Raw genomic sequence first — 20,974 nt, 5'->3', positions numbered from 1 at the left:
GCGTCAGCCACGGACAACCGCAAACATGAATCGGCCCCCGCCGGGACTGGCATCCCAGTGCGAGGGCCTAACACCGAGGAAGAAGAGACCTTCCCGATGACTGAACAGCACCCTAGCGCGCCCGCGCGCGCCAAGTCCGGCCATTCCGCCGGAGGCGTCGAGCACGTCACCGCACCCCACCACGACCACTTCGTCGTGGTCGGAAACCACCTCGCCCAGCACCCGGAGCTGTCCCTGACGGCGATCGGCCTGGCGGTCCACATCCAGTCGCTGCCCGCCCGGACCCCGATCGGGATCAAGGCGCTCACCGCGAAGTTCCCCGAAGGCGAGATCCGGATCGCTGCCGCCCTGCGGGAGCTGGAGACGCACGGATACCTGGCTCGCACCAAGGAGCGTCTTCAATCGGGCCGAGTCGTGACCCGGACGATCTCGTACAACAAGCCGGGGCGGACGGTGGTCCGAGCCGCCGCGGAGCCCACACCGCGCCCGGCACCGCCGTCCCGCCCGACCTCGCCGCCTCGCCCGGCGGCGCCGGCCGCACCCCGCACCGCCATCGACCTCCTCGCCGGTCTGCGCGCCTACGACTCCCGTCTGCTGCTGCCCGAACGTGACGTACACCGCCTGGCCCCGGCCGTCTCCGCCTGGCTGGAGCGGGGCGTCCCGCCCACCGCCGTACAGCGAACGCTGTCGACCGGCCTGCCCAAGGACCCCATCCAGAACCCGGCGGCATTCCTCGCCCACCGTCTCGAAGCGCTCCTCCCGCCGCCGCTCCCGGCCCCGGCACCCCACCCGACCCCCGTCCGCCCGGTCCCACTCCAGACCTGCGAAGGCTGCGACCGGGCGTTCAGGTCCCCACAGCCGGGCCGATGCCGGGACTGCCGTTCGGTCGGCGTGGCGGCGTAGAGACCCTGGAGTGAGCGCATGCCCGAGCTGACCCCGGACGCGCTGCGGGCTGCGATCGCGCGCATCGCGCCGAGCCGGATCCCGGCCCTGACGCAGCACCTCTTCGAGGCCACGACGAACGCCCAGCGAACGCAGAGCCTCGCACCGCTCCGCGCCTTCGCTCACTCGTGGGCCGTGTTCGTCGCGACCGAACGCCACCCGGAGCGCGCGGCCCGGCTGCGAGAGCTGGAACGCATCGTGGACGTGGGGAAGCAGGACCCGGGGGAGGCCATCGCCGAGATCCGCGCGATCAGGGAGGCGGCCGAGGCGGAGGCCGGACTGTGACGGACTGAGCATGGCGCTGCAATGTCACCTGGTGCGGGTGATAAGTGGCCACCCAGGATCACTCGTGACCATTTAGGCCACACCTCGCATACCATTCCGCCCCCTGAACCGACCGTCCCCATTCGATTACAGTGGCGAATCGTCGTACGGACGGACGCTGTAACGGGGAGGTCTTGGTGGGTGCGACACTCGGCGCCGTCTGGGGCCGTACCGAACAGCAGGACTTCCGCAGCCGGGTGCGCGGCACGCTTCTCGGGGCGGCAGTGGGGGACGCCTTCGGTGCGCCGGTGGACGGGCTCGGGCTGGACGAGATCCGGGAGCAGTACGGGGCCGAGGGTCTTGTCGATCTCGGGTTCGGGTACGGGCGACGCGGTGCCGTGACTCATCTCACTCAGCTCACGCTGTTCAGCGTGGACGGGTTGATAAGAGCGCAGGTCCGGCGGGACACCGGCGCCTGGCATCCGCCCACCGACGTGCACCGGGCGTATCTGCGCTGGGCCGCCACACAGCGGGACTGGGGTCCCGACGAGCGCCGTAAGGACGACGGGTGGCTGGCGCGGGAGGAGTGGTTGTACGCCCGCCGGGATCCCACCCGTGCGCTTCTGCTCGGTCTCGGCGACGAGACCATGGGCACGCTGGAGTCGCCCAAGAACGCCGCCGAGCTCGGACCCGAGGCCGTCGCCCGTTCCGGGCCCTTCGGGCTGCTCGTCGGCTGGGAGCCGCAGCTCGTCGTCCAGCTCGCCGTGGAGTGCGCGACGCAGACCCACGGCCATCCGATCGCCTACCTGTCGGCGGGCGCGTACGCCGTGATCGTGCATGGTCTCGCCTGCGGGGAGAGCCTCGACGGGGCCGTGCAGCGGGCGCTCGCGCTGCTCGCCCTGCGGCCCGGTCACGAGCCCGTGTCGGACGCGTTGCAGCACGCGCTGGGCGCCGTACGGCAGGGCATGCCCACCCCGGCGCGGGTGGAGGAACTCGCGGCCGACGGCTCGGCGGACGGGCTGCTCGCGGCTGCCGTGTACTGCGCCCTGGTGGGGGAGGACGTACGGCACGGGCTGTGCCTCGCCGTGAACCACGACGGCCCCTCCGCCGCCGCGGGCGCCCTCACCGGCGGCCTGCTCGGTGCCCTGCACGGCGAGACGGCTCTCCCGCCCGCCTGGCTGGCCGAGTTGGAGGGCCGCCCCACGATCCTCGAACTCGCCGACGACTTCGCCATGGAGATGACCCAGGGGCCTGCGCTGCACGGGCCTGCGGGGGCGTCACCGGGGTGGCTGGCCAGATATCCGCGGGCTTAGGGAGCACGGTGGGGGCGACAGGGAACACGGTCGTACGGACCGTCATATGGCTGGTGCTGTCTGTCATGGCTCTCGTCGTGGGAGTGGTGATGGCCTTCGAGGTCCGCGGAGCGCTGGAGCGGGAGCGGGAGTTCCGTGCCGCGCCGACGTGCGCCTCCGTCCCGGTGAAGGCGTCGGGGTGCCTGTGGGAGCAGGACTTCACCGTTCGGAAGGCCGATTTGAACCGCGGTAGGAGAAACGGGGGGCCGGAAGCGGAGCTGCTGCTGCCGACCGGAAAACCGTGGGGCGTGACGTTCCGGGATACGGATCCGGTGGTGTCGGAGATGGAGCCGGGCGACAAGGTCGTCGGCCTGATCTGGCACGGTCAGGTCGTCGAGGTCCGGGACGCCGACGGACGACGGCAGCAGACCTCGTCCGGGCCCGTGGGATGGCCCGAGGACCGCCTCGGCGGCGCGCTCGCCTGTATCGCGTTCGGCCTGCCCGCCCTGGTCGGATCGGTGTGGCCGCTCTTCGCACGGGGCAACCGGCGGCACGCGAAAGCGGCGACCGTGGTGCGGTGGCACGGCGTCGGTATCGGCGGCGCGGCCATCCTGACGCTCTGGGCGCAGTCGGCCAACGACTGGCCGATGTGGGCGATCCCGGCGATATGGGGGCCGCTCGCGCTGCTCCTCCTGGCGTGCATGGTGGCCTTCGTCCTCGCCGCCCTGCGCGGCGACCTGGACGACGAGGCCCCGTCCACCCCGCCGGTACTCCAGTCCTGAGCGGCCTGGAGGCCGCGGTCGAGGTGGTGCGGGAGCACGCCGGGCGCGATGTCCCTCGGGACGCCGGGCGCGATGTCCCTCGGGAGGGGTCCCGAGCAGCCGCTGGTACTCCCTGGTGTGCCGGCGCCCTCCATCCCCTCGAGCCAGGGAGCTCCCGTGCACCGTCCCTCCGTAGGTGTCCTCGCCCTTGTGCTGCTCCTGGCCGGCTGCGGCTCCGCGTCGGACGGCGGCACCTCCGCCGATCCGCGCCCCTCCGGCCCCGCCACCGCATCGACGGCCCCCGACCAACCGCCCCCGACGCCCGCCCCGCCCACCACGTCGGCCCCGCCCTCGACCGCCCCGACCGCGGCCGACGGCACGCGGTACTCGGCGTGTACGGACGGCACCTGCGAGATCCGGGTGACCGACGCGGCCAGAATTCCGGTGCCGGACCGGTTCGGCCTCGGCCCGGTCACGGTGACCGCGGTCAGCGGAGGGACGGTCACGATGTTCGCGCCGCTGACTCAGTCCGAGTTCGCCTCCGACGGTGGGTGCGAGGCGTCCTTCACCGGACCGGCGGCGGACTCCTCCGCGGTCGCGCAGCTGACCTGCGACAGGGGCGCGAAGGCGGTGGTCAACCAGATGGGACTTCAGGTCGTCCACGTCGGTGACGGGGCCGCCGTCCTCCGCATCCGGCCCGCGACGTGACCGAGGCCGGTGTGGGCGTCGCCCCGGCAGGCGCCCACACCGGCCACGGGATGTCAGTCCTTCGCGCGCGTGCCCACCGCGTCCTGCACGCCCCCGGCCGGCGTCGGCACCGCGGCCGCCGCGGCCCCGTCCCCGTCGGTGTTGATCTTCTCGATGATCGCGAGCCGCTCCGGGGTGTCCTCCGGCTTGATGAAGCCGACGAGGATGTACAGGACCAGCGACACCGCCAGCGGGATCGAGACCTGGTACTGGAGCGGGACGCCGCCGTCGATCTGCCAGCTGATCGGGTAGTTGACCAGCCAGAAGGCGAGCAGCCCCATCGACCAGCTGGTGAGCGCGGCGGTCGGGCCCGAGCGGCGGAAGGGGCGCAGCAGGCCCAGCATCATCGGGATGGCCATCGGGCCCATCAGGCCGGCGACCCACTTGATGACGACGGTGATGATGTCGCCGAAGGTCGGTGAGTTGACCTGCGTCGCCGCCGCCATGGACAGGCCGAGGAAGACGACGGTCGTGATCCGCGCGACCCGCAGACCCTGTCCCTCGCTCCAGGCCCGCGCCCTGCGCCACACCACCGGCGCGCAGTCCCGGGTGAAGACGGCCGCGATCGCGTTGGCGTCGGAGGAGCACATGGCCATGGTGTGCGAGAAGAAGCCGACGATGACCAGGCCCAACAGGCCGTGCGGGAGCAGCTGTTCGGTCATCAGGCCGTACGAGTCGGAGCCGTCCCCCTTCTGCGACGTGACCAGCAGCGGCGACATCCACATGGGGAAGAACAGGACCACCGGCCAGACCAGCCACAGCAGCGCCGACAGGCGAGCCGAGCGCTCGGCCTCGTACGCGCTGGCCGTGGCCATGTAGCGCTGGGCCTGGTTGAGCATGCCGCCGTTGTACTCGAAGAGCTTGATGAAGAGGAAGGCGAGGAGGAAGACCGTGCCGTAGGGGCCGACCAGCGGCTCGCCGTGGCCCTGCAGCTCCGGCCGGTCCCAGGCGTCGAAGAAGCCGATGCCCTTGTCGTTCAGCTTCATGACCACGGCGACGAACATCGCGACGCCGGCCAGCAACTGGATGACGAACTGGCCGAGTTCGGTCAGCGCGTCCGCCCACAGGCCGCCGATGGTGCAGTAGACGGCCGTGATGGAGCCGGTGATGAGGATGCCCTGGTTCAGCGAGATGCCGGTGAACACGGACAGCAGCGTCGCGATCGCCGCCCACTTCGCGCCCACGTCCACGATCTTCAGCAACATGCCGGACCAGGCCAGCGCCTGCTGGGTCTTCAGGTCGTAACGGTTCTTCAGATACTCCAGCGGAGAGGCCACATGCAGCCGCGACCGCAGCCGGTTGATCCGCGGCGCGAACAGCTTCGAGCCGATGGCGATGCCGAGTGCGATGGGGAAGGACCAGGTGACGAAGGACGTGACGCCGTAGGTGTAGGCGATGCCCGCGTACCCGGTGAACATCACCGCGCTGTATCCGGACATGTGGTGCGAGATGCCGGACAGCCACCACGGCATCTTGCCGCCCGCGGTGAAGAAGTCGCTGACGTTGTCCACCCGCTTGTGCGACCAGACGCCGATCGCCACCATCACGCCGAAGTAGCCGATGAGCACGGCCCAGTCGAGACCGTTCATGTGCGCCCTCCCAGGGTTCAGCCCGGCGCTCATCCTGGGCGCTGTCGCGTGAACACGACAAGTGAGCGTAAGGTCAAGGGAAGGTAAAAGTGTTCGAGATGAGAGTCTGTGTTCATCCATGTGAACTCAGCGCATCAGCTCCCCCGCGTTGACCAGCAACGACTGCCCCGTCAGGGAGCGTGCCCTGTCCGACGTCAGGAACACCACCGCGTCCGCCACGTCCCCGTCCGTGGCGAGATCGGGCAGCGCCATCCGTTCGGTCAGCCGTTTCAGTACGTCCGCCTCGGGCACGCCCTCCGTCTGTGCCGTGAACTGGACGAACGCCCGCACCGGAGGCCCCCACATCCAGCCCGGCAGCACGGTGTTCACCCGGATCCGGTACGGGCCCAACTCCCGGGCCAGCGAGTACATCGCGCTCGTCAGCGCCCCCTTCGACGCCGCGTATGCCGCCTGCCGCACCTGCGAGGGGGCGGCGACCGAGGACTGTGTCCCGATGAAGACGACCGAGCCCCCGCGCTCCTTGAGGGCCGACAGACAGGCCCGTGTCATCCGCAGCGACCCCAGCAGGTTCACGTCGATCACCGACTGCCAGGTGGTGAAGTCCGCGTCCTCCAGGCCGCCGAAGTAGCTGTCCCAGGCGGCCACATGGACGACCGCGTCGATCCGCCCGAACCGCTCCCGCGCGAGCGCCGCCAGCGCCTCGCACTGCGCCTCGTCGGTGATGTCGGTCGCCCGGTACGCCGTGTGCGCCCCGTCCGGATCGATCTCGGCCGCGCTCTTGGCGAGGTTGGCCTCCGTGCGCGCCCCGAGGACCGCGTTCCCGCCGTCGCGCACCACCGTGGCGGCGACCTGGTGACCGAGCCCGGCGCCCACTCCCGACACGACGACGGTCTTGCCCGCGAGCAGTGACATTCCGCTGCCTCCCGACTCTGGACGCAATATCTGACGGTCCGTCAGAGTATGGGTGACCGCAGGAAAGGGGAACCGCATGAGCGAGGACACCCGCAGCGAGACGTACGCCGAACTGGCCGCCGTCGGCCCGTACGGAGTCCGCCCCGGCCATGCCCTGATCACCATGGTCGAACCGCACCCGGGCCACGAGTACGCCTACAACCGCTGGTACGAGGACGACCACTACTACGCCGGCGCGATGGCGATGCCCTGGATGTACGCGGGCCGCCGCTGGGTGGCGACCAGGGACCTCCAACTCCTGCGCTACCCGGAGAAGTCGGCGATCGCCCAGCCGGTCACCGCCGGCTGCTACATCTCGACGTACTGGATCACCGCCGGCCGCTACGACGACCACATGCGCTGGACGGTCGCCATCAACAAGCGCCTCAACCGCGACGCCCGCGTCTACCAGGACCGCACCCACGTCTTCACGGCGTTCCAGGACCACGAGGCGACGGTGTACCGCGACGGCGCGGCGGGCCCCCGCGACTTCCACGCCCTGGACCACCCCTACGCGGGCCTGGTGGTGCAGGTCATCGACGCGGACTCACCGCAGCAGCGCGCCGAGCTGCTGGAGTGGCTGCGCGCCCGTCACCTTCCCAAGCGCCTCGCGGGCTCCCCGGCCGCCATGGTGACGATCTTCCGGCCCACGCCGCTGCCGCTGGACCGCATGTCGTACGTCAAGCAGGTCGAGGGGGTGGATACGCGCCTGACGCTGCTGTGGTTCCTGGAGGCGGATCCGAGGCAGTGCTGGGAGGGGCATTTCTCCGACCTGGACACGGCGGTCGGAGAGTCGGGACTGGGGAGGGTGGAGCTGGTGGCGCCGTTCATTCCGACGGTGCCGGGGACGGAGAAGTACGTGGACCAGCTGCGCTGAGGCGGCAGCCCCCAGAGACGCCGGTCAGCGCAACTCCTCCGGGCAGGGAGTACCTCGCGGCACCGTGTACGGCGCAGCCAACCTGTACTCGCCCGCCCGCGGAGCGACCAGCATCGTCCACTGGTCGCCGAGCGCGTCCTCCTCCGTCTCCATCAGACAGCCGTTGACGTTGTCGTACGACTTCGGCTCGTCGTCGGGGCGGTTCTTGGACGCCTCCGTCTCCTGCGGCGGGTCGAGCTTCTTGCCCTCGGCGTCGACGATGCTCAGCCAGGGCGAGTAGGGGATGCGGATGAGGATGCGGCCGGGCTTGCTCACCCGCATGGTCATCTCGCCCTGCTCGGCCCGCTCGACGACCGCGTTCGGCTCGGCGAGCGGCGCCGGGTGGGTCACCTCGAACAGCTGCCAGTTGGCGTCGCCCCACACCTGCCTGAGGTACGGCATGCCGCGCTGCACCAGCTCCCGCTCACGCTCCGCCGCCGAGGGGTCGGGCTCGTCCTTGGGCAGGACCACGAAGTGCACGGCCCAGCGCTTGAGCCACTCGTAGTAGTTCGCCGAGTTGAGCGTGCCGTCGTAGAAGAGCTGGTTGCGCTTCATGTCGGCCTGGCGGTTCCAGCCGCGGGCCAGATTGACGTACGGCGCGAGGGCGGCGGCCTCACGGTGGGAGCGGGCCGGGACCACCTCGACGCGGCCCTTCTCGGCACCGACCTCCTGGAGCTCGTTGACCAGCGGCGCCAAGTCGCGAGCCCAGGACGCCTCCGGGGCGGCGTGGATGATGTCGTCGATCGTCTTGTAGCCGATCCAGCCGGCGAAGGTGAGGAGCGCCAGCACACCGGTGTACCACTTACGCGAGCGCGGCACCGTGAAGGGCAGCGCGGCCACGAGGGCCGTCCCGCCGAAGAGCATCGCCAGGCGCGTGATGTTGGAACCGATCTGCGAGCTGATCACCCAGACCAGGACGACCGAGAGGCCGTAGACGGCGGACACCAGCCGGACGGTCTTCCACTCCTTGGGCACCAGGACGAAGGTGCCGACGGCGACCAGCAGCGGCAGCAGCACCGAGCCGATCACCATCGGCTGCGTGCCGGAGAAGGGGAACAGCCAGGCCGACACGGCCACGACCGCGGTCGGCGCCAGGCCCAGCGCCCATGCTCCCGGCCGCCTCTTCTGCAGGAACAGCGCCACCGCCACGAAGCCCACGAACAGGCCCGCCACCGGCGACGACATCGTGGCGAGCGCGGCCAGCGGGGCCGCGCACAGGGCCTTCGCCCACCGTTTGTAGCGCCAGCGGTAGGGCCAGCAGAACACGACGGCGACCGCGCCCAGCGCGAACATCATGCCGAGGCCGAAGGTCACCCGTCCCGAGATCGCGTTGCACACCAGGCCGAACACCCCGGCCAGCGCCGCCCACAGGGGGTTCTTCACCGAGCGGCTGCGGAGCAGGACCAGTGTCAGCAGGCCCGCGGAGATCGTCCCCGCGATCATCATCGTCGTACGGACACCGAGGACCGACATCAGATACGGCGACACCACGCTGTACGACACCGGGTGCATACCGCCGTACCAGGCCAGGTTGTACGCCGAGTCCGGATGTCGGCCGACGAATTCGGCCCAGGCGTCCTGGGCCGCGAGATCACCGCCGCTGCTTGCGAACGTGAAGAACCAGATGACGTGGAGGAGTCCGGCCAGAGTCGTGATCGACAGCACCGGATGGCGCAGAAGGCGCTCACGCAGGGTGAGGAGGACAGTGTTCAGACGCGACGGCGGTCTGTTCTGCATAGGGCTTTGACGGTCTTCCCGGCGTGGCGCGGGCACGCGTATTCGCGGACCGGCTCCCCGTCCCGGATCGGCGTCGTCTGCGCGTGTCGGCTCCGCAGTGGCCACCTTTGAGGCACTCCCCGTACTGTCCCGTCTTCTGTTCTGGCCGCGTTCCGTTTCCCGCGTCTTGTCGGCCCAGTCCCTGAAGATTCTTCGGCCGCGCCTCGTGAACGACGACCTGCCCGTTTCGTGACGCTAGCACGCAGCCCGCCGACGAGCGCCGTCGGCGGGCTGCGGTGCGCTGCCGCTGTGCCGTCCCGGGGGTCAGCCGAGACGGGTCAGCTTGTCCGTGAAGCCCGGTTCGGTGAGGTCCTGCTGGAGGGCCACCGGGATCTTGACCGCGCCGCTCGTGCCGTCACCCACGGTGAGCGTGCCCACCTTGGTGCCGGCCTTCGCGGTGTGCGGTACGGCGTCGGAGGCGAAGGTCAGCTCGACCTTCAGCCCGGACCAGCCGACCGCCGTGACGTCCTTGGTGGCGACGACCGGGGTGCGGCCGCCGAGGCCGTCGTCGACGTATCCGACGACGTCGCCCTTCTTCAGCAGCGTCGCCGACTTCAGCGCGCCCTGGGCGGCTCGGATCAGCTGGTCGCCGGAGGTCAGGGCGGCGCTGAGGATGGTGTTGTCGACGCCGCCCGCGGGCTGGCGTACGACGGCGCCGATGATCGTCCGGGTCTCGCCGCCGACCTCCTTCTTCGCGGCGAACACGAGGTTGCCGAGGGCGGAGGTGGTGGTGCCGGTCTTGATGCCGACGACGTCGTTGTGGCCGACGAGCTGGTTCCAGTTGGAGTGGTTGACGCCCTTGTAGTCGTCGTACGACATCATCGCGGCGACCTCGCGGAACGCGGGCTGCTTCATCGCCGCCTTGGCCAGCTTCACCTGGTCCACGGCCGTGCTCACGGTGGTGTTGTTCAGGCCGGAGGGGTCGGTGTACGTGGTGTTCGTCATGCCGAGTTCCTTGGCGGTGGCGTTCATCTTCGTCACGAACGCCTTCTCGGAGCCGGCGTCCCAACGGGCGAGGCGGCGGGCGATGTTGTTCGCGGATGCGATCAGTACGCTCTCCAGGGCCTCGCGCTGGGAGATCTTGTCGCCGGCGGTCACGTCGACGGTCGACTCCTGGCCCGCGTCCGACTGGTCCTCGGCGGCCTGGTCGATCTCGATGTCCGGGCCCTCGGCGCCGCTCTTGAGGGGGTGCTCGCGCAGGATGAGGTACGCGGTCATCACCTTGGCGACGCTGGCGATCGGCACGGGCTTCTGGTCGCCGGAGGAGCCGAACGTGCCGAGGCCGTCCACGTCGAGCGCGGCCTGGCCCTCGGTGGGCCACGGGATGTCGACCTTGCTGCCGTCGAAGGTGTACGTGTCCTCGGCGGTGAGGTCGAGGGTGGGGGCCGGGAGCGGGCGTACGGACTGGACGACGCCGAGGATGATCACGAGCAGCAGGACCAGCGGGGTCCAGATCTTGATCCGCCGGATGATCGTGCGGACGGGGGTGTCCGGGGGCGGAGGCGTGTTCGTCAGCTCGGCGAGCAGGTCGAGCGGGGGCCTGGGGGGCAGCGGCTGCTGCGTGGTGCGCTCGGGGCCGACCTGGGGGACGGCGGCGGTGACGTCGGGGGCCGCCGGAGTGCCCGGGGCCTTCGGGGTGTCCGGGGCCTTCGGGGTGTCCTGCGTGATGTCCGGCTTGAGCGCGATGAACTTGCTGGTGCGCTCGGCGGGGGTCTCGGGCTGCTTGGGCGCCTTGAGGGTGGTGGTGGGCTGGTCGACGGAGGGCTTGGGGCGTACGGGCTTGGTGGGGCGTACGGCCTTGAAGACGGCGGTCGGCTGATCGACGGGCTTGGCTTCGCCTTCGCCCTCACTGTTCCCACCCGCACCACCCGTGCGGCTCTCGTCGCCGGGTGCGGGTGGCCCTTGCGGGGCGCCCTCGCCGTCGGCGGCTGCCGGGTCGTCGTCGGACGTCTCCGCGGCCGCGTCAGGGGCCTCAGCGGGGTCGGTGGGGCTGTCCCCGGCGGCTTCGTCGGCATCGGCCTCCGGCGCCGCCTCGTCGTCCTCGGCGTCGGTGCCGGAAGCCGCCGTTGCGTCCTCGTCCTCGTCGGTGTCGGAGTCGGCACCCTCGGCCTTCTCGGCGCCCGGCGCCACAGCGTCCCCGGCGCCCTCGTCGGTGGCGTCCGCGGAAGCCACCCAAGCCGCCACAGCGGCCCTCAGCCGATCGTCACCCGGCGCGGCAGCCTCGTCACCATCGCCCGGCGCGCCGGACGAGGCCCCGTCCGCAGAGCCCTCGCCTCCGGAATCCCGCGAGCCCTCGGCGTCGCCAGTCTTGGTGTCAGCGCTCCCGGCCTTGCTGCCCTCGGCGTTCCCGGCCGCAGCCTCTGCGCTGTCGGCGTCCGAGTCGTCGGCGTTCCCGGCGTCGGCGTCGCCGGTCTCAGCCTCCGCGTCCCCGGCCTGGGCGCCCTCGGCGTCGTCGCCCGCAGGCACCGCGCTCCTGGCCTCGCTGCGCTTGGCGCTCTCGCCCGCAGCCTCGGCGCCCCCGGCGGACGCGCTCACACCCTCGGCGTTCTCGGCGGCCGTGCTCGCGCCCTCGGCGTTCCCGGCCGCAGCCTCCGCGCTGTCGGCGTCCGAGTCGTCGGCGTTCCCGCCCTCGGCGTCGTCGCCCGCAGCCTCCGCGCCCTCGGCCTGCGCGCCCTTGGCGTCGCCGGTCTCGGCGTCAGTGCTCCCGGCCTCGCTGCCCCCGGCGTTCCCGGTCTCAGCCTCCGCGCCCCCGGCGTTCCCGGCGTCCGAGTCTTCGGCGCTTGCGCCCTCGGCGTCGCCGCTCCCGGCCTGCGCGCCCTCGGCGTCGTCGCCCGCAGGCTCCGCGCTCCCGGCCTCGCCGCCCTCGGCGTCGTCGCCCCCACCCTCGGCGTCCCCGGCGGACGCGCTCACACCCTCGGTGTCCGCGGCGGCCGTGCTCACACCCCCGGCGTTCTCGGCGGCCGTGTTCGCAGCGTCGGCGCCCCCGGCGCCCCCGTTCGCCTCGTCGTCCTCGGCCTTCGCCAGTTCCGCTCTCACGGCCTCCAGCTCTCGCCGGGACAGGACCCTGGTTGCCGTGTCCACGCTGCCGCGGGGCGTGGCGGTCGACTCGCGTGCCACCGCCAGGCGAGGGTCTCGCTTCTCACCGGTGTCGGCTGCGCGCGTGCCGTCGGACTCGGGAACCGGACCCGTACTCCCCGACGTCGGTTCTGCCGACGACTTGCGCTGCTTCGACCTGTCGGGGGACTCGCCCGCCACCGATGCCTCCTCCATGTGCCGCCGCACGCCCTCCGTGCGTCTGCCGAACCGTGAGCCGTCGCCCGGACACCGCGCCCGCACGACCCCCCCCGGTGCCGCTGCCCGAACCATGTACCAGTGTCCTGTGCGCGACCCTCAACTTCTGCGGTAGACGAGAACGACATACCTACTGGTTCCCTTACGAACCGGTCACGCACTCTCGACAGACCAATGTGAGAGGGGTCACCCTGTCATTCATCCACGCGGGGAGGCATGGATGGGCAGGAGCCGCAGAACGATTCCGGAGGAGCTTCTGCTGCTGGCGTTGGACCCGACCACGGGTACCACCGCACAGCCGCAGTCGCTCGACCTCGGTCTGGCCGGAGCACAGCTAGTGGAGCTGGCGCTGGCCGGACGGATAGCCCCAGACGGGGATCGTATCGCCGTGGTCGTACCACGGCCGACTGGAGATCCAACACTGGACTGCGCATTGGAGTTGCTGCGAAGGCGTGGCGCTCCCGTGCGTGCCGTCCACTGGATTGGCGGGCCCCGACTGGGGCTGCGCCAGACCTATCTCTCGCATCTGGAGCGGTGCGGCATGGTGCATGCCGTGGCGGGTCAGATGTGCGGGGTGTTGCCGACGACTCGCTATCAGGCGACGGACAACGAGATCAGCCGGGAGATCAGGGCCCGGCTGGATTCCGCGATCCGCACCGGCGTTCCGCCGGACCCGCGGACCGCGGCGCTCGCCGCACTGGCGCACGCGGTCGGTCTCGGCAAGCACCTGTATCCGGGGAATGAGGGGCGTTCCTCTCGCTCCCGGCTGCGGGACCTGATCAGGCACGACCCCATGGGCGGTCTCGTCGCGCACGCCGTGATGGACGTCCAGAACGGCGTGGGTGCACAGCCACGCCGCAGCCCGGCCCCGGCCGGCCGTCAGGCCGCCCCCGGAGGCAGGGCCGCAGCGGAACCCACCCGTGGCGTTCCGGTGCAACCGCGCCGCGGATCCATGGCGCGCGTCGTGGCCCACTGAGCCGCAGTCCCACGACCCGCACCAACCGGTCCACCGCACGCACCGCTTGCTCCACACGCACCGCTTGATCCACCGCACCGCCTGATCCACACGCTCCACAAGATTCATACGCACGCCACGTGCAGCGCCGCACCGCAGTCCCCAAGACCCGGTACGGGAGCCGCTGGTCCGCGCGGGGCGACGGGACCGTACGTCCGGACGACGACACGGTCCCGCCGCCCCGCGCGGCCGTATTTGCCGGGGGTGTCCCCGAACTGGCGTGTATCCAGCGCATATCCACCGTTTCCCAGCGGTAGTAAGCACCTTGGTGGCAGTCTGCTCAGCAGCAGATACGCAAAGTGGCAATCAGCAGTCACGCAGCCGGAGGTGCACGTCCCGTGGCGTCCAATGTCAATCCCACCGTCAGGCGACGCCGGCTGGGCCAGGAGTTGCGCCGGCTCCGCGAGCTCAAGGGCATGACGGCCGAAGAGGTGGCCGAACGGCTGCTGGTGTCCCAGTCGAAGATCAGCCGGCTGGAGAACGGACGGCGCAGCATCAGTCAGCGCGACGTCCGCGATCTGTGCGGGGTCTACGAGGTGGAGGACCACCGCATCGTCGACTCGCTGATGCAGATGGCCAAGGATTCGCGACAGCAAGGGTGGTGGCATTCCTTCGGCGACATTCCGTACAGCGTCTACATCGGGCTGGAGACGGACGCCGCGAGTCTGCGCGTGTACGACCCGCAGGTCGTCCCCGGGCTGTTGCAGACCAAGCAGTACGCGGAGGCCCTGATCGCAGGGGCGTTGCCGGAGACACCTTCCGCCGAGGTCGAGAAGCGGGTCCAGGTGCGCATGCGCCGACAGGAACGAATCTCCACCGAGGAGAACCCGCTGCGCCTGTGGACCGTCCTGGACGAGGCCGCCCTGCGCCGGGTCGTCGGCAACCGCTCCCTCATGCGCGACCAACTGGAACAACTCGTCGAGCAGTCCCAACTGCCGCATGTCACCGTGCAGGTGATCCCCTTCGACATGGGAGCGCACCCGGGCCTCAACGGGCAGTACGCGATCCTCGAGTTCCCGGACGCGGCCGACTCCAGCGTCGTCTACATCGAGGGCGTCACCAGCGATCTGTACCTGGAGAAGGCGAACGACGTCCAGAAGTACAGCGTGATGTACGAGCACCTGCGGGCGCAGGCCCTGAACGTGGACCAGTCGCGGCAGTTCATCGCGGACATCGCGAAGGAGTACGCGCGCTGATCATCGGCGCCGGTCACTCGTGCGGGGGACCATCCCGGCCGGAGGAGCGCGGCACGGTACACCTTCTCCCGGCCGGGATGGAAGGCTCCACTGGAATATGCCATCCAGTCGAGTGAATAGTCGCTTCGTAAGCCGATGTTGGCTAGTAGCGTCGATCACGCCACCGAGCAACAACGTTGGCGTGAATCGCATTGCGAAGTCCGGTTCAGTCCGGACGGGCAGCGCGGTGACAGCAACTCAACATCTGGCAATTCGGAGCAAACATGGCAATTCGTCAGGGTGCCACGGAAACGTGGACCAAGTCCTCGTACTCCACCGGGAACGGCGCGTGCGTCGAGGTCAAGTCGCCGGTCACAGCGGCCATGGCGGTACGGGACTCCAAAGTTCCCGAGGGCCCGGTCCTGGCGTTCCCCGCGAACGCGTGGAACACCTTCGTGGCGTCGGTCAAGGCGTGAGGGGCGAGGCTGTCTGATCCTCACCCTCGACCGGCCGCTCGCTCAACAACTGCACAAGCACCACAGGAAGAGCCCTCTCGACCAGCCCGCCGTCCTTGCCGAGAGGGCTCGGCCGTGCCCCGGCGAACCAGCCGAGCGCCGGGGTCACGTCGCCGGTCACCTCACCGGTCACCTCACCGGGAACGCCACATCGCACACCGGGTCCTCAGCCCCCGCCGCGGCCCAGTCCGCGAAGTACACCTCCCGGCACGGGCCCGCCTGCCACAGTCCGTGCTCCGGGATCCACTCCTCCACCGCCTCGAAGGCGGCCAGGATCTGCGGATGGGCCACCTGCGCCTTGGTGATCCTGGTGTAGGCCAGCCGCTGGGCCGGCTCCACCCGCACCTTTGTCTCCCGCGCTCGGCCCTGCTTCTCGACCCACGCCCGGGCCGCCGCCTCGTCGGCCACCGGCACACACGACTCGGCCGGTCCGTCGCTCTCCATCGACACGTCGGAGTGGTACACCACGAACGGCGCCGCCGTGATGCCGCCGCACTCCTTCGCCGCCTCCTCGAGGCGTCCCAGCGACGCGCCGATCCACGCCGGCAGCTCGCCCGCCAGCACATGGCGCGTCTCGGTGATCAGCACCTGCTCGGGCACGTCCACCGTCTCGACCACGAACTTCCCGTACATCTCGGAGCTCCTCCCCGACAGTCGTCCACGGAGGTACTCGGCGAGCGTCCGCTGCCCGGCCACCCGCGCCTCGACGTCCGCCCAGTAGGCGGTGAGCCGATCGGCTGCCGCGGCCCCGTCCGGCGCCTCGACGACCTCCGCGACCCGCGCGAGCGGCATGTCCAGCTGGCGCAGGAGCGCCACCAGACGGGCGCGTTCGATCTGGCCGACGCGGTAGTAGCGGTAGCCGCTGGCCTCGTCGACGTGTGCGGGGGGCAGCAGTCCGAGGCGGTCGTACAGGCGCAGCGCCTTGGCCGACAGCCTTGCCCGCGCGGCGAACGCGCCGATGGTGAGCAGTTCGTCGTCCACGGCCTCATCCTCCGTCACCGGGCGGCTCTTCCGCCCGGTGCGAAGGACGTTCCGCCCTGCCCCAGGGGCAAGGTCAACACCGGCTAGCCGAGCGCACCCTCCACCGCCGCCACGAGCTCCGCGGCCTCCGGCTCGGTCTGCGGCGAGAAGCGGGCGACGACCTTGCCGTCGCGGCCGATCAGGAACTTCTCGAAGTTCCAGCGGATGTCCCCGCTGTGCCCCTCGGCGTCCGCGAAGCCGACCAGGCGCTCGTAGAGCGGGTGCCGGGCCTCCCCGTTCACCTCGACCTTCTCGGTCAGCGGGAAGGTCACGCCGTACGTCGCCGAGCAGAACTCGGCGATCTCCTCGGCGCTGCCGGGCTCCTGGCCGAGGAACTGGTTGCAGGGCACGCCGAGCACGGTGAAGCCACGCTCCGCGTACTGCTCCTGGAGCTTCTCCAGACCGGTGTACTGCGGGGTCAGACCGCACTTGGAGGCCACGTTCACGACGAGCACGGCCTTGCCGGCGTACTGGGAGAGGTCCGCGGAACCGCCCTGGAGGGCGCCGATCTCGATGTCGAGGGGGGATGCGTTGGTGTCAGCAGTCATAAGCGGATGCTAGCTCCGGTAGGTGCCGGATCCTGGGGCGGGTCCGCCCGGCCCGTCGGCCCCGCCCGGCTCGTCGGCCCCGCCCGGTCCGCCAGGTCCGCCCGGTCCGTTGGCCCCGCCAGGCCCGCCAGGCCCGCCAGGTCCGTTGGTCCTCCCAGGCCCGCCAGGTCCGCCCGGTCCGCCCGGTCCGCCCGGTCCGCCCGGTCCGCCAGGTCCGCCCGGTCCGTTGGCCCCGCCAAGCCCGCCAAGCCCGCCAAGCCCGCCCGGTCCACCCGGCCCACTCGGCCCGCCGGGCCCCCCGGCCCCGCCCGCCTTCACGAGCACCTCCCCGGCCGCCGTACGCGAATACAGCACTGACCGCCCCGCCCGCCGCCGCTCCACCAGCCCCGCGTCCAGCAGCACCCGCAGATGCCGCCCGACCGAGCCCAGCCCCTGGCCGGTCACGGCGACCAGCTGGGTCGTGCTGACAGGGGAGTCGAGGAGTACGAGCACGGCGGCGCGCGCGGGCCCGAGCAGGGCGCCGAGGCTCGCGGGGACCGTCCGGGCGCCGGGGTCGGTGAGTGCGCCCGCGCACGAGTAGATGACGGCGTACCGGTCGGGCTCCTCCCAGGAGACCCAGCCGCCCTTCGGTGTGACCGGTACGAAGACGAGTTCGGCGCCGGAGATCTCGCGGGGCGGGTACTCGTGCAGGTTCACCTGGAGCCGGTTGTCGCCGAGCCAGCGCGTGCGCCCGGGCCGTAGCGAGTCGAGTACGGCCGCCCAGCCGCCCCGGCTCACCTGCGCCGTCCGCGCCACCACATCGGCCTCCAGGACGCGCCGGCGCCGGTCCCAGTCCGGACGCACGGCCTCGGTCCAGACGTGTTCCAGGAGTGCGGCGGCACGGGCGGGCAGGTCGTCCCGGTCCAGTACGGCGGGGAGGGGGCCGGCGAGGGAGACGGTGAGGTGGGCGCGGGCCTCGCCGGGGTCGGCGGCGCGCACCCGTGCCACGCCCTCCTCGAAGGGCTCGCGGTCCCTCGGGGTCGGGGTGAGGAAGTCGGCGATCCAGTCCTTGCCGAGCCCGGCGCGGACGAGGTGCGCGGTGACCGGGTCGGCGGCCAGGCGGGCCCGGTAGGCGGGACGGTGCGCGTCCAGCCAGGCGCGCTCACCGGGGTGCGCGGCCCGCCCCGAGTGCAGCAGCTTCAGCGCGGCGAAGGTCTCGGCGAGCGGGGAGAGGACGAAACGGCTGCCGGCGAGCGTGTCGGCGTTGATCTGCCACCAGCCCATGCCGCCCCGCCCCCCCGGCCTCCCGGTCCACGCCGACCTTTCGCCCCCGCGCGAAACAATAACGACCTGTCGCCGGCCCTCCCAGACTCCGACTATGCGCAGCTACCGACAGCTCTTCCGCACCCCGGAGTTCACGCCCCTGTTCCTTGCCTCCTCCGCCAACGTCCTTGCCCAGACGGTCAGCGGCCTGGCCCTCGGCACGCTCGTGTTCCGGGCGACGGAGTCACCGCTGCTGTCGGCGGTGAGCATGTTCGGCCCGTCGCTGGCGCAGATGCTCGGCGCGACCTTCCTGCTGTCCGGTGCCGACCGGCTGCGCCCGCGGTCCGCGCTGACCGGCATCTCCCTCGTCTTCGCCGCCACCACCGCCGTCCTCGCGTTGCCCGCCCTCCCCCTGTGGGCGATCTTCGCCGTGATCCTCGGCCAGGGCCTGGTGGCGTCGCTGGGCGGGGGAGTGCGCTGGGGGCTGGTGAACGAGATCCTCTCCAAGGACGGCTTCATGCTGGGGCGTTCGGTCTTCAACATGATGGCCGGGATCGCCCAGATCGTCGGATACGCGACGGGCGGTCTGCTGGTGGCGCTGCTCTCGCCACGCCTGTCGCTGCTGCTGTCGTCAGCCCTCTACCTCGCGGCGGCCGCCGTCCTGCGTCTCGGTCTGACCCCGCGCCCGCCCCGCGCCCAGGGCCGCCCGTCGGTCGCGGCGACCTGGCGCAGCAACGCCCTGCTGTGGTCCTCCCGCCCCCGCCGCCACGTCTACCTCGCCCTGTGGATCCCCAACGGCCTCGTCGTCGGCTGTGAGTCCCTCTACGTCGCCTACGCCCCCGACACCGCGGGCACGTTGTTCGCCTGCGCGGCGCTGGGGATGTTCGTCGGCGACGTGACGGTGGGCCGCCTGCTGCCGCCCCGGCTGCGCCCGCACCTCGGCATACCCCTGCTGGTGCTCCTTGCCCTGCCGTACCTGTTCTTCACACTGCGCCCGACGTTGCCGTGGGCGGCCGTCGCCGTGACCGTGGCCTCGATCGGCTTCGGCGCGAGTCTCGTCCAGCAGGAGCGCCTGATGGCCCTGACCCCGGACGAACTCAGCGGCCACGCCCTGGGGTTGCACGGCGCCGGCATGCTCACGATGCAGGGGGTGAGCGCCGCGCTGGCGGGCTCCGTGGCCCAACTGACCTCTGCGGCCACGGCGATGACGGTGATGGCCGTGGCGTCCCTCGCGGTGACCCTGTCGCTGACGGCGGCGAGCCTGCGCCATGCGGGGGAGGGCGGGCTGGTGGTCCTGGGCCGGGGGTGAGCGGCGGCTGCCCGCTCACCGTCCCCGCTCCACGTACTCCCTGAACTGTTCGAGATCGCTACGGACGAGCCGCTCGATGGCGTTGGCCTGGGCGAACCCCTTCGGCCCGCCGAAGGTCTCCCTGACGATGCCGGGGTCGTACTCGAGCCGTGCCTGCACACGGGTGCGGTTCCGGTCGATCGGCAGCAGCGAGAGGGAACCCGCCAGGTCAGGAGCGCCCGTCGTACGCCACTCCAGCACACGTTCCCCCGCCCGATCGGAAACCTCGGCCTCGAACTCCCGGGCCCGCCCGCCGGCCTCTACGTCCAGATGCGCCCGGCCGTCGGCTTCCGTACGGGCGTCGCGCACTCCCTCCAGGAAGCGCGGATAGTCGTCCACCCGATGAAGGCTCTCCCAAGCCGTGTCGATCGGAACTCCCACATCGACGTGTTCTTCGAGGGTGCTCATGGCCCACCTCCACGTCCGGCTCATAAAGCATGACCTGCTGCTTCCAGTGTGCGCCTGGCCGGCTTTGGGCGAACATGCACCAAAGATGACAAAATCGATATCTGTCTCTGTGGCGCAGAGAGGGACGCAGATGGACGGGGAACGGGCCCGGGACCTGGACGGTCTGGACAGTGTCGCCGACGAGCTGTACGGCCTGCGGCCGGAGGAATTCATCGCCGCCCGCGCCGCACGTGCGGCCGCGGCCCGCACGGCCGGTGATCGCGCCCTCGCAGACCGGATCACCAAGCTGCGGCGCCCGAGCCTGTCGGCCTGGGCCAGCAACCTCCTCGTCCGCGAACGCCACAGCGAGGTCGAACCGTTGCTCCGCCTCGGAGAGGGGCTGAGACAGGCGCATCGCGACCTGGACGGCGCCCAGCTGCGCGAGCTCAGCCGCCGGCAACGAACCCTGATCAACGCGCTGTCCCGGCAAGCCGGGCAGCTGGCTGCGTCGGCAGGCCACCCGATCAGCGACGCCGCCCGGCACGAAGTCGAAGACACCCTGCGCGCCGCCCTCGCAGACCCCGGGGCCGCCCAGGAATGGGCGAGCGGCAGACTCAGCAAGCCCTTCAGCGCGACCACCGACTTCCCGGCCGTCACCGGCTTCCCCGGGGCTACCGACTTCCCCGCGGTCACTGAGAAGGCGACCTCCCGCCGCGCCCCCGCCGCACCATCTCCGACCGAACCCGCTCCACCGGCTCCACCGGCTCCTCGTGACCGCAAGGCCGACGCCGACCGGCGCAGACGTCTCGCCCGAGCCCGCAAGGACGCCGACGAGGCCGCGCGGGACCTACGGGCGCGGGAGGACGAGGCGGCGAGCGCGAGCCGTGAGGCCGACGTGGCCAGGAAACACCTGGATCAGGTGCAGCAGCGCGTCAGCGATCTGACCGCCGAACTGCAACGCGCCAGGGACGAGCAACGACAGGCACGCTCTGCCGAGCAGGCGGCGCGCGACCGGGTGCGTACGGCAGATCGGCAGGTCCGCGAGGCCCGGCGCCGGGCGGAGGCCGCCGCCGTGGCCGTCGAGCACCTCACGGCCTGAGGCCCCGTCTCGCTGACGGCTCTCCCGCCGTCGGCGGCGCGGGACGCTGCCACCGAGCGACTGAATCCGCAGGCTGGGCAGCGTGTCTGGCAGGCG

The 20,974-nt window shown here is 71.3% G+C and carries 18 protein-coding genes and 1 pseudogene; 11 read left to right on the top strand and 8 right to left on the bottom strand.

Going from position 1 to position 20,974, the window contains the following annotated elements:
* Nucleotides 1–96 precede the first annotated feature (96 nt).
* The 5 genes from EHO50_RS20100 to EHO50_RS20080 all read left to right on the top strand — a co-directional run bounded on the left by EHO50_RS20100 (nucleotide 97) and on the right by EHO50_RS20080 (nucleotide 3,967).
* Complete coding sequence (locus EHO50_RS20100) at nucleotides 97–903, top strand: helix-turn-helix domain-containing protein (protein ID WP_246101255.1); 807 nt, start codon at nucleotides 97–99, stop codon at nucleotides 901–903.
* Nucleotides 904–921: 18 nt separating this feature from the next.
* Nucleotides 922–1,227 (top strand): hypothetical protein, encoded by a 306-nt coding sequence (locus tag EHO50_RS20095; RefSeq protein ID WP_128431637.1) that lies wholly within the window; start codon nucleotides 922–924, stop codon nucleotides 1,225–1,227.
* 176 nt (nucleotides 1,228–1,403) lie between these two features.
* Nucleotides 1,404–2,519 carry an ADP-ribosylglycohydrolase family protein gene (locus EHO50_RS20090; RefSeq protein WP_128431634.1) on the top strand — a complete coding sequence of 372 codons (1,116 nt, stop codon included), beginning with the start codon at nucleotides 1,404–1,406 and terminating at the stop codon, nucleotides 2,517–2,519.
* Between the two features lie 8 nt (nucleotides 2,520–2,527).
* The gene (locus EHO50_RS20085; protein ID WP_246101253.1) at nucleotides 2,528–3,280 is read left to right on the top strand and encodes a hypothetical protein; all 753 of its coding nucleotides are present in this window, start codon (nucleotides 2,528–2,530) and stop codon (nucleotides 3,278–3,280) included.
* 156 nt (nucleotides 3,281–3,436) lie between these two features.
* Entirely contained in the window at nucleotides 3,437–3,967 is a 531-nt protein-coding gene (locus EHO50_RS20080) for a hypothetical protein (RefSeq protein WP_128431631.1), read from the top strand.
* A gap of 53 nt (nucleotides 3,968–4,020) precedes the next feature.
* On the opposite strand, the gene EHO50_RS20075 is transcribed toward EHO50_RS20080, so the two are convergent.
* Both EHO50_RS20075 and EHO50_RS20070 read right to left on the bottom strand, forming a co-directional pair.
* Complete coding sequence (locus EHO50_RS20075; protein ID WP_128431629.1) at nucleotides 4,021–5,595, bottom strand: sodium:solute symporter family protein; 1,575 nt, start codon at nucleotides 5,593–5,595, stop codon at nucleotides 4,021–4,023.
* Nucleotides 5,596–5,721: 126 nt separating this feature from the next.
* Nucleotides 5,722–6,507, bottom strand: a complete 786-nt coding sequence (locus tag EHO50_RS20070; protein ID WP_128431626.1) for an SDR family oxidoreductase — start codon at nucleotides 6,505–6,507, stop codon at nucleotides 5,722–5,724.
* Between the two features lie 76 nt (nucleotides 6,508–6,583).
* Between EHO50_RS20070 and EHO50_RS20065 the strand changes: the two genes are divergently transcribed.
* Nucleotides 6,584–7,423, top strand: coding sequence for a hypothetical protein (locus tag EHO50_RS20065; RefSeq protein WP_128431623.1), 840 nt, complete (start codon nucleotides 6,584–6,586; stop codon nucleotides 7,421–7,423).
* 24 nt (nucleotides 7,424–7,447) lie between these two features.
* On the opposite strand, the gene EHO50_RS20060 is transcribed toward EHO50_RS20065, so the two are convergent.
* On the bottom strand, nucleotides 7,448–9,304 hold the full coding sequence (locus EHO50_RS20060) for an MFS transporter (RefSeq protein WP_128431620.1): 1,857 nt from the start codon (nucleotides 9,302–9,304) through the stop codon (nucleotides 7,448–7,450).
* Between the two features lie 198 nt (nucleotides 9,305–9,502).
* Nucleotides 9,503–12,493, bottom strand: coding sequence for a D-alanyl-D-alanine carboxypeptidase (locus EHO50_RS44065; RefSeq protein WP_164904891.1), 2,991 nt, complete (start codon nucleotides 12,491–12,493; stop codon nucleotides 9,503–9,505).
* 256 nt (nucleotides 12,494–12,749) lie between these two features.
* On the opposite strand from EHO50_RS44065, the gene EHO50_RS20050 reads away from it, so the two are divergent.
* The 3 genes from EHO50_RS20050 to EHO50_RS20040 all read left to right on the top strand — a co-directional run bounded on the left by EHO50_RS20050 (nucleotide 12,750) and on the right by EHO50_RS20040 (nucleotide 15,195).
* A complete protein-coding gene (locus EHO50_RS20050; RefSeq protein ID WP_128431617.1) occupies nucleotides 12,750–13,505 on the top strand; it encodes a GOLPH3/VPS74 family protein in 756 nt (251 codons plus the stop codon).
* 377 nt (nucleotides 13,506–13,882) lie between these two features.
* Nucleotides 13,883–14,740 (top strand): helix-turn-helix domain-containing protein, encoded by an 858-nt coding sequence (locus tag EHO50_RS20045; protein WP_128431614.1) that lies wholly within the window; start codon nucleotides 13,883–13,885, stop codon nucleotides 14,738–14,740.
* A 263-nt stretch (nucleotides 14,741–15,003) separates the two neighbouring features.
* Nucleotides 15,004–15,195, top strand: a complete 192-nt coding sequence (locus tag EHO50_RS20040; protein WP_128431611.1) for a DUF397 domain-containing protein — start codon at nucleotides 15,004–15,006, stop codon at nucleotides 15,193–15,195.
* A 168-nt stretch (nucleotides 15,196–15,363) separates the two neighbouring features.
* Here EHO50_RS20040 and EHO50_RS20035 read toward each other — a convergent pair whose 3' ends face one another.
* The 3 genes and pseudogenes from EHO50_RS20035 to EHO50_RS20025 form a co-directional block, all read right to left on the bottom strand.
* Nucleotides 15,364–16,233 carry a MerR family transcriptional regulator gene (locus EHO50_RS20035; protein ID WP_128431608.1) on the bottom strand — a complete coding sequence of 290 codons (870 nt, stop codon included), beginning with the start codon at nucleotides 16,231–16,233 and terminating at the stop codon, nucleotides 15,364–15,366.
* 65 nt (nucleotides 16,234–16,298) lie between these two features.
* A complete protein-coding gene (locus EHO50_RS20030; protein WP_128431605.1) occupies nucleotides 16,299–16,802 on the bottom strand; it encodes a glutathione peroxidase in 504 nt (167 codons plus the stop codon).
* A 297-nt stretch (nucleotides 16,803–17,099) separates the two neighbouring features.
* Nucleotides 17,100–18,065 (bottom strand): annotated as a pseudogene (locus EHO50_RS20025) (ArsR/SmtB family transcription factor); the annotation flags it as partial.
* A 94-nt stretch (nucleotides 18,066–18,159) separates the two neighbouring features.
* Between EHO50_RS20025 and EHO50_RS20020 the strand changes: the two are divergent.
* Nucleotides 18,160–19,353, top strand: a complete 1,194-nt coding sequence (locus tag EHO50_RS20020) for an MFS transporter (protein ID WP_128431599.1) — start codon at nucleotides 18,160–18,162, stop codon at nucleotides 19,351–19,353.
* Nucleotides 19,354–19,368: 15 nt separating this feature from the next.
* Here EHO50_RS20020 and EHO50_RS20015 read toward each other — a convergent pair whose 3' ends face one another.
* Entirely contained in the window at nucleotides 19,369–19,800 is a 432-nt protein-coding gene (locus EHO50_RS20015; protein WP_128431596.1) for an SRPBCC family protein, read from the bottom strand.
* 130 nt (nucleotides 19,801–19,930) lie between these two features.
* Here EHO50_RS20015 and EHO50_RS20010 point away from each other — a divergent pair, with 130 nt between their 5' ends.
* Complete coding sequence (locus tag EHO50_RS20010; protein ID WP_246101251.1) at nucleotides 19,931–20,878, top strand: hypothetical protein; 948 nt, start codon at nucleotides 19,931–19,933, stop codon at nucleotides 20,876–20,878.
* Nucleotides 20,879–20,974: the final 96 nt, after the last annotated feature.

Source organism: Streptomyces cyaneus, from assembly GCF_004028635.1.
Lineage (GTDB): Bacteria > Actinomycetota > Actinomycetes > Streptomycetales > Streptomycetaceae > Streptomyces > Streptomyces cyaneus.
This window is presented reverse-complemented; position numbering and strand designations above follow the sequence as displayed.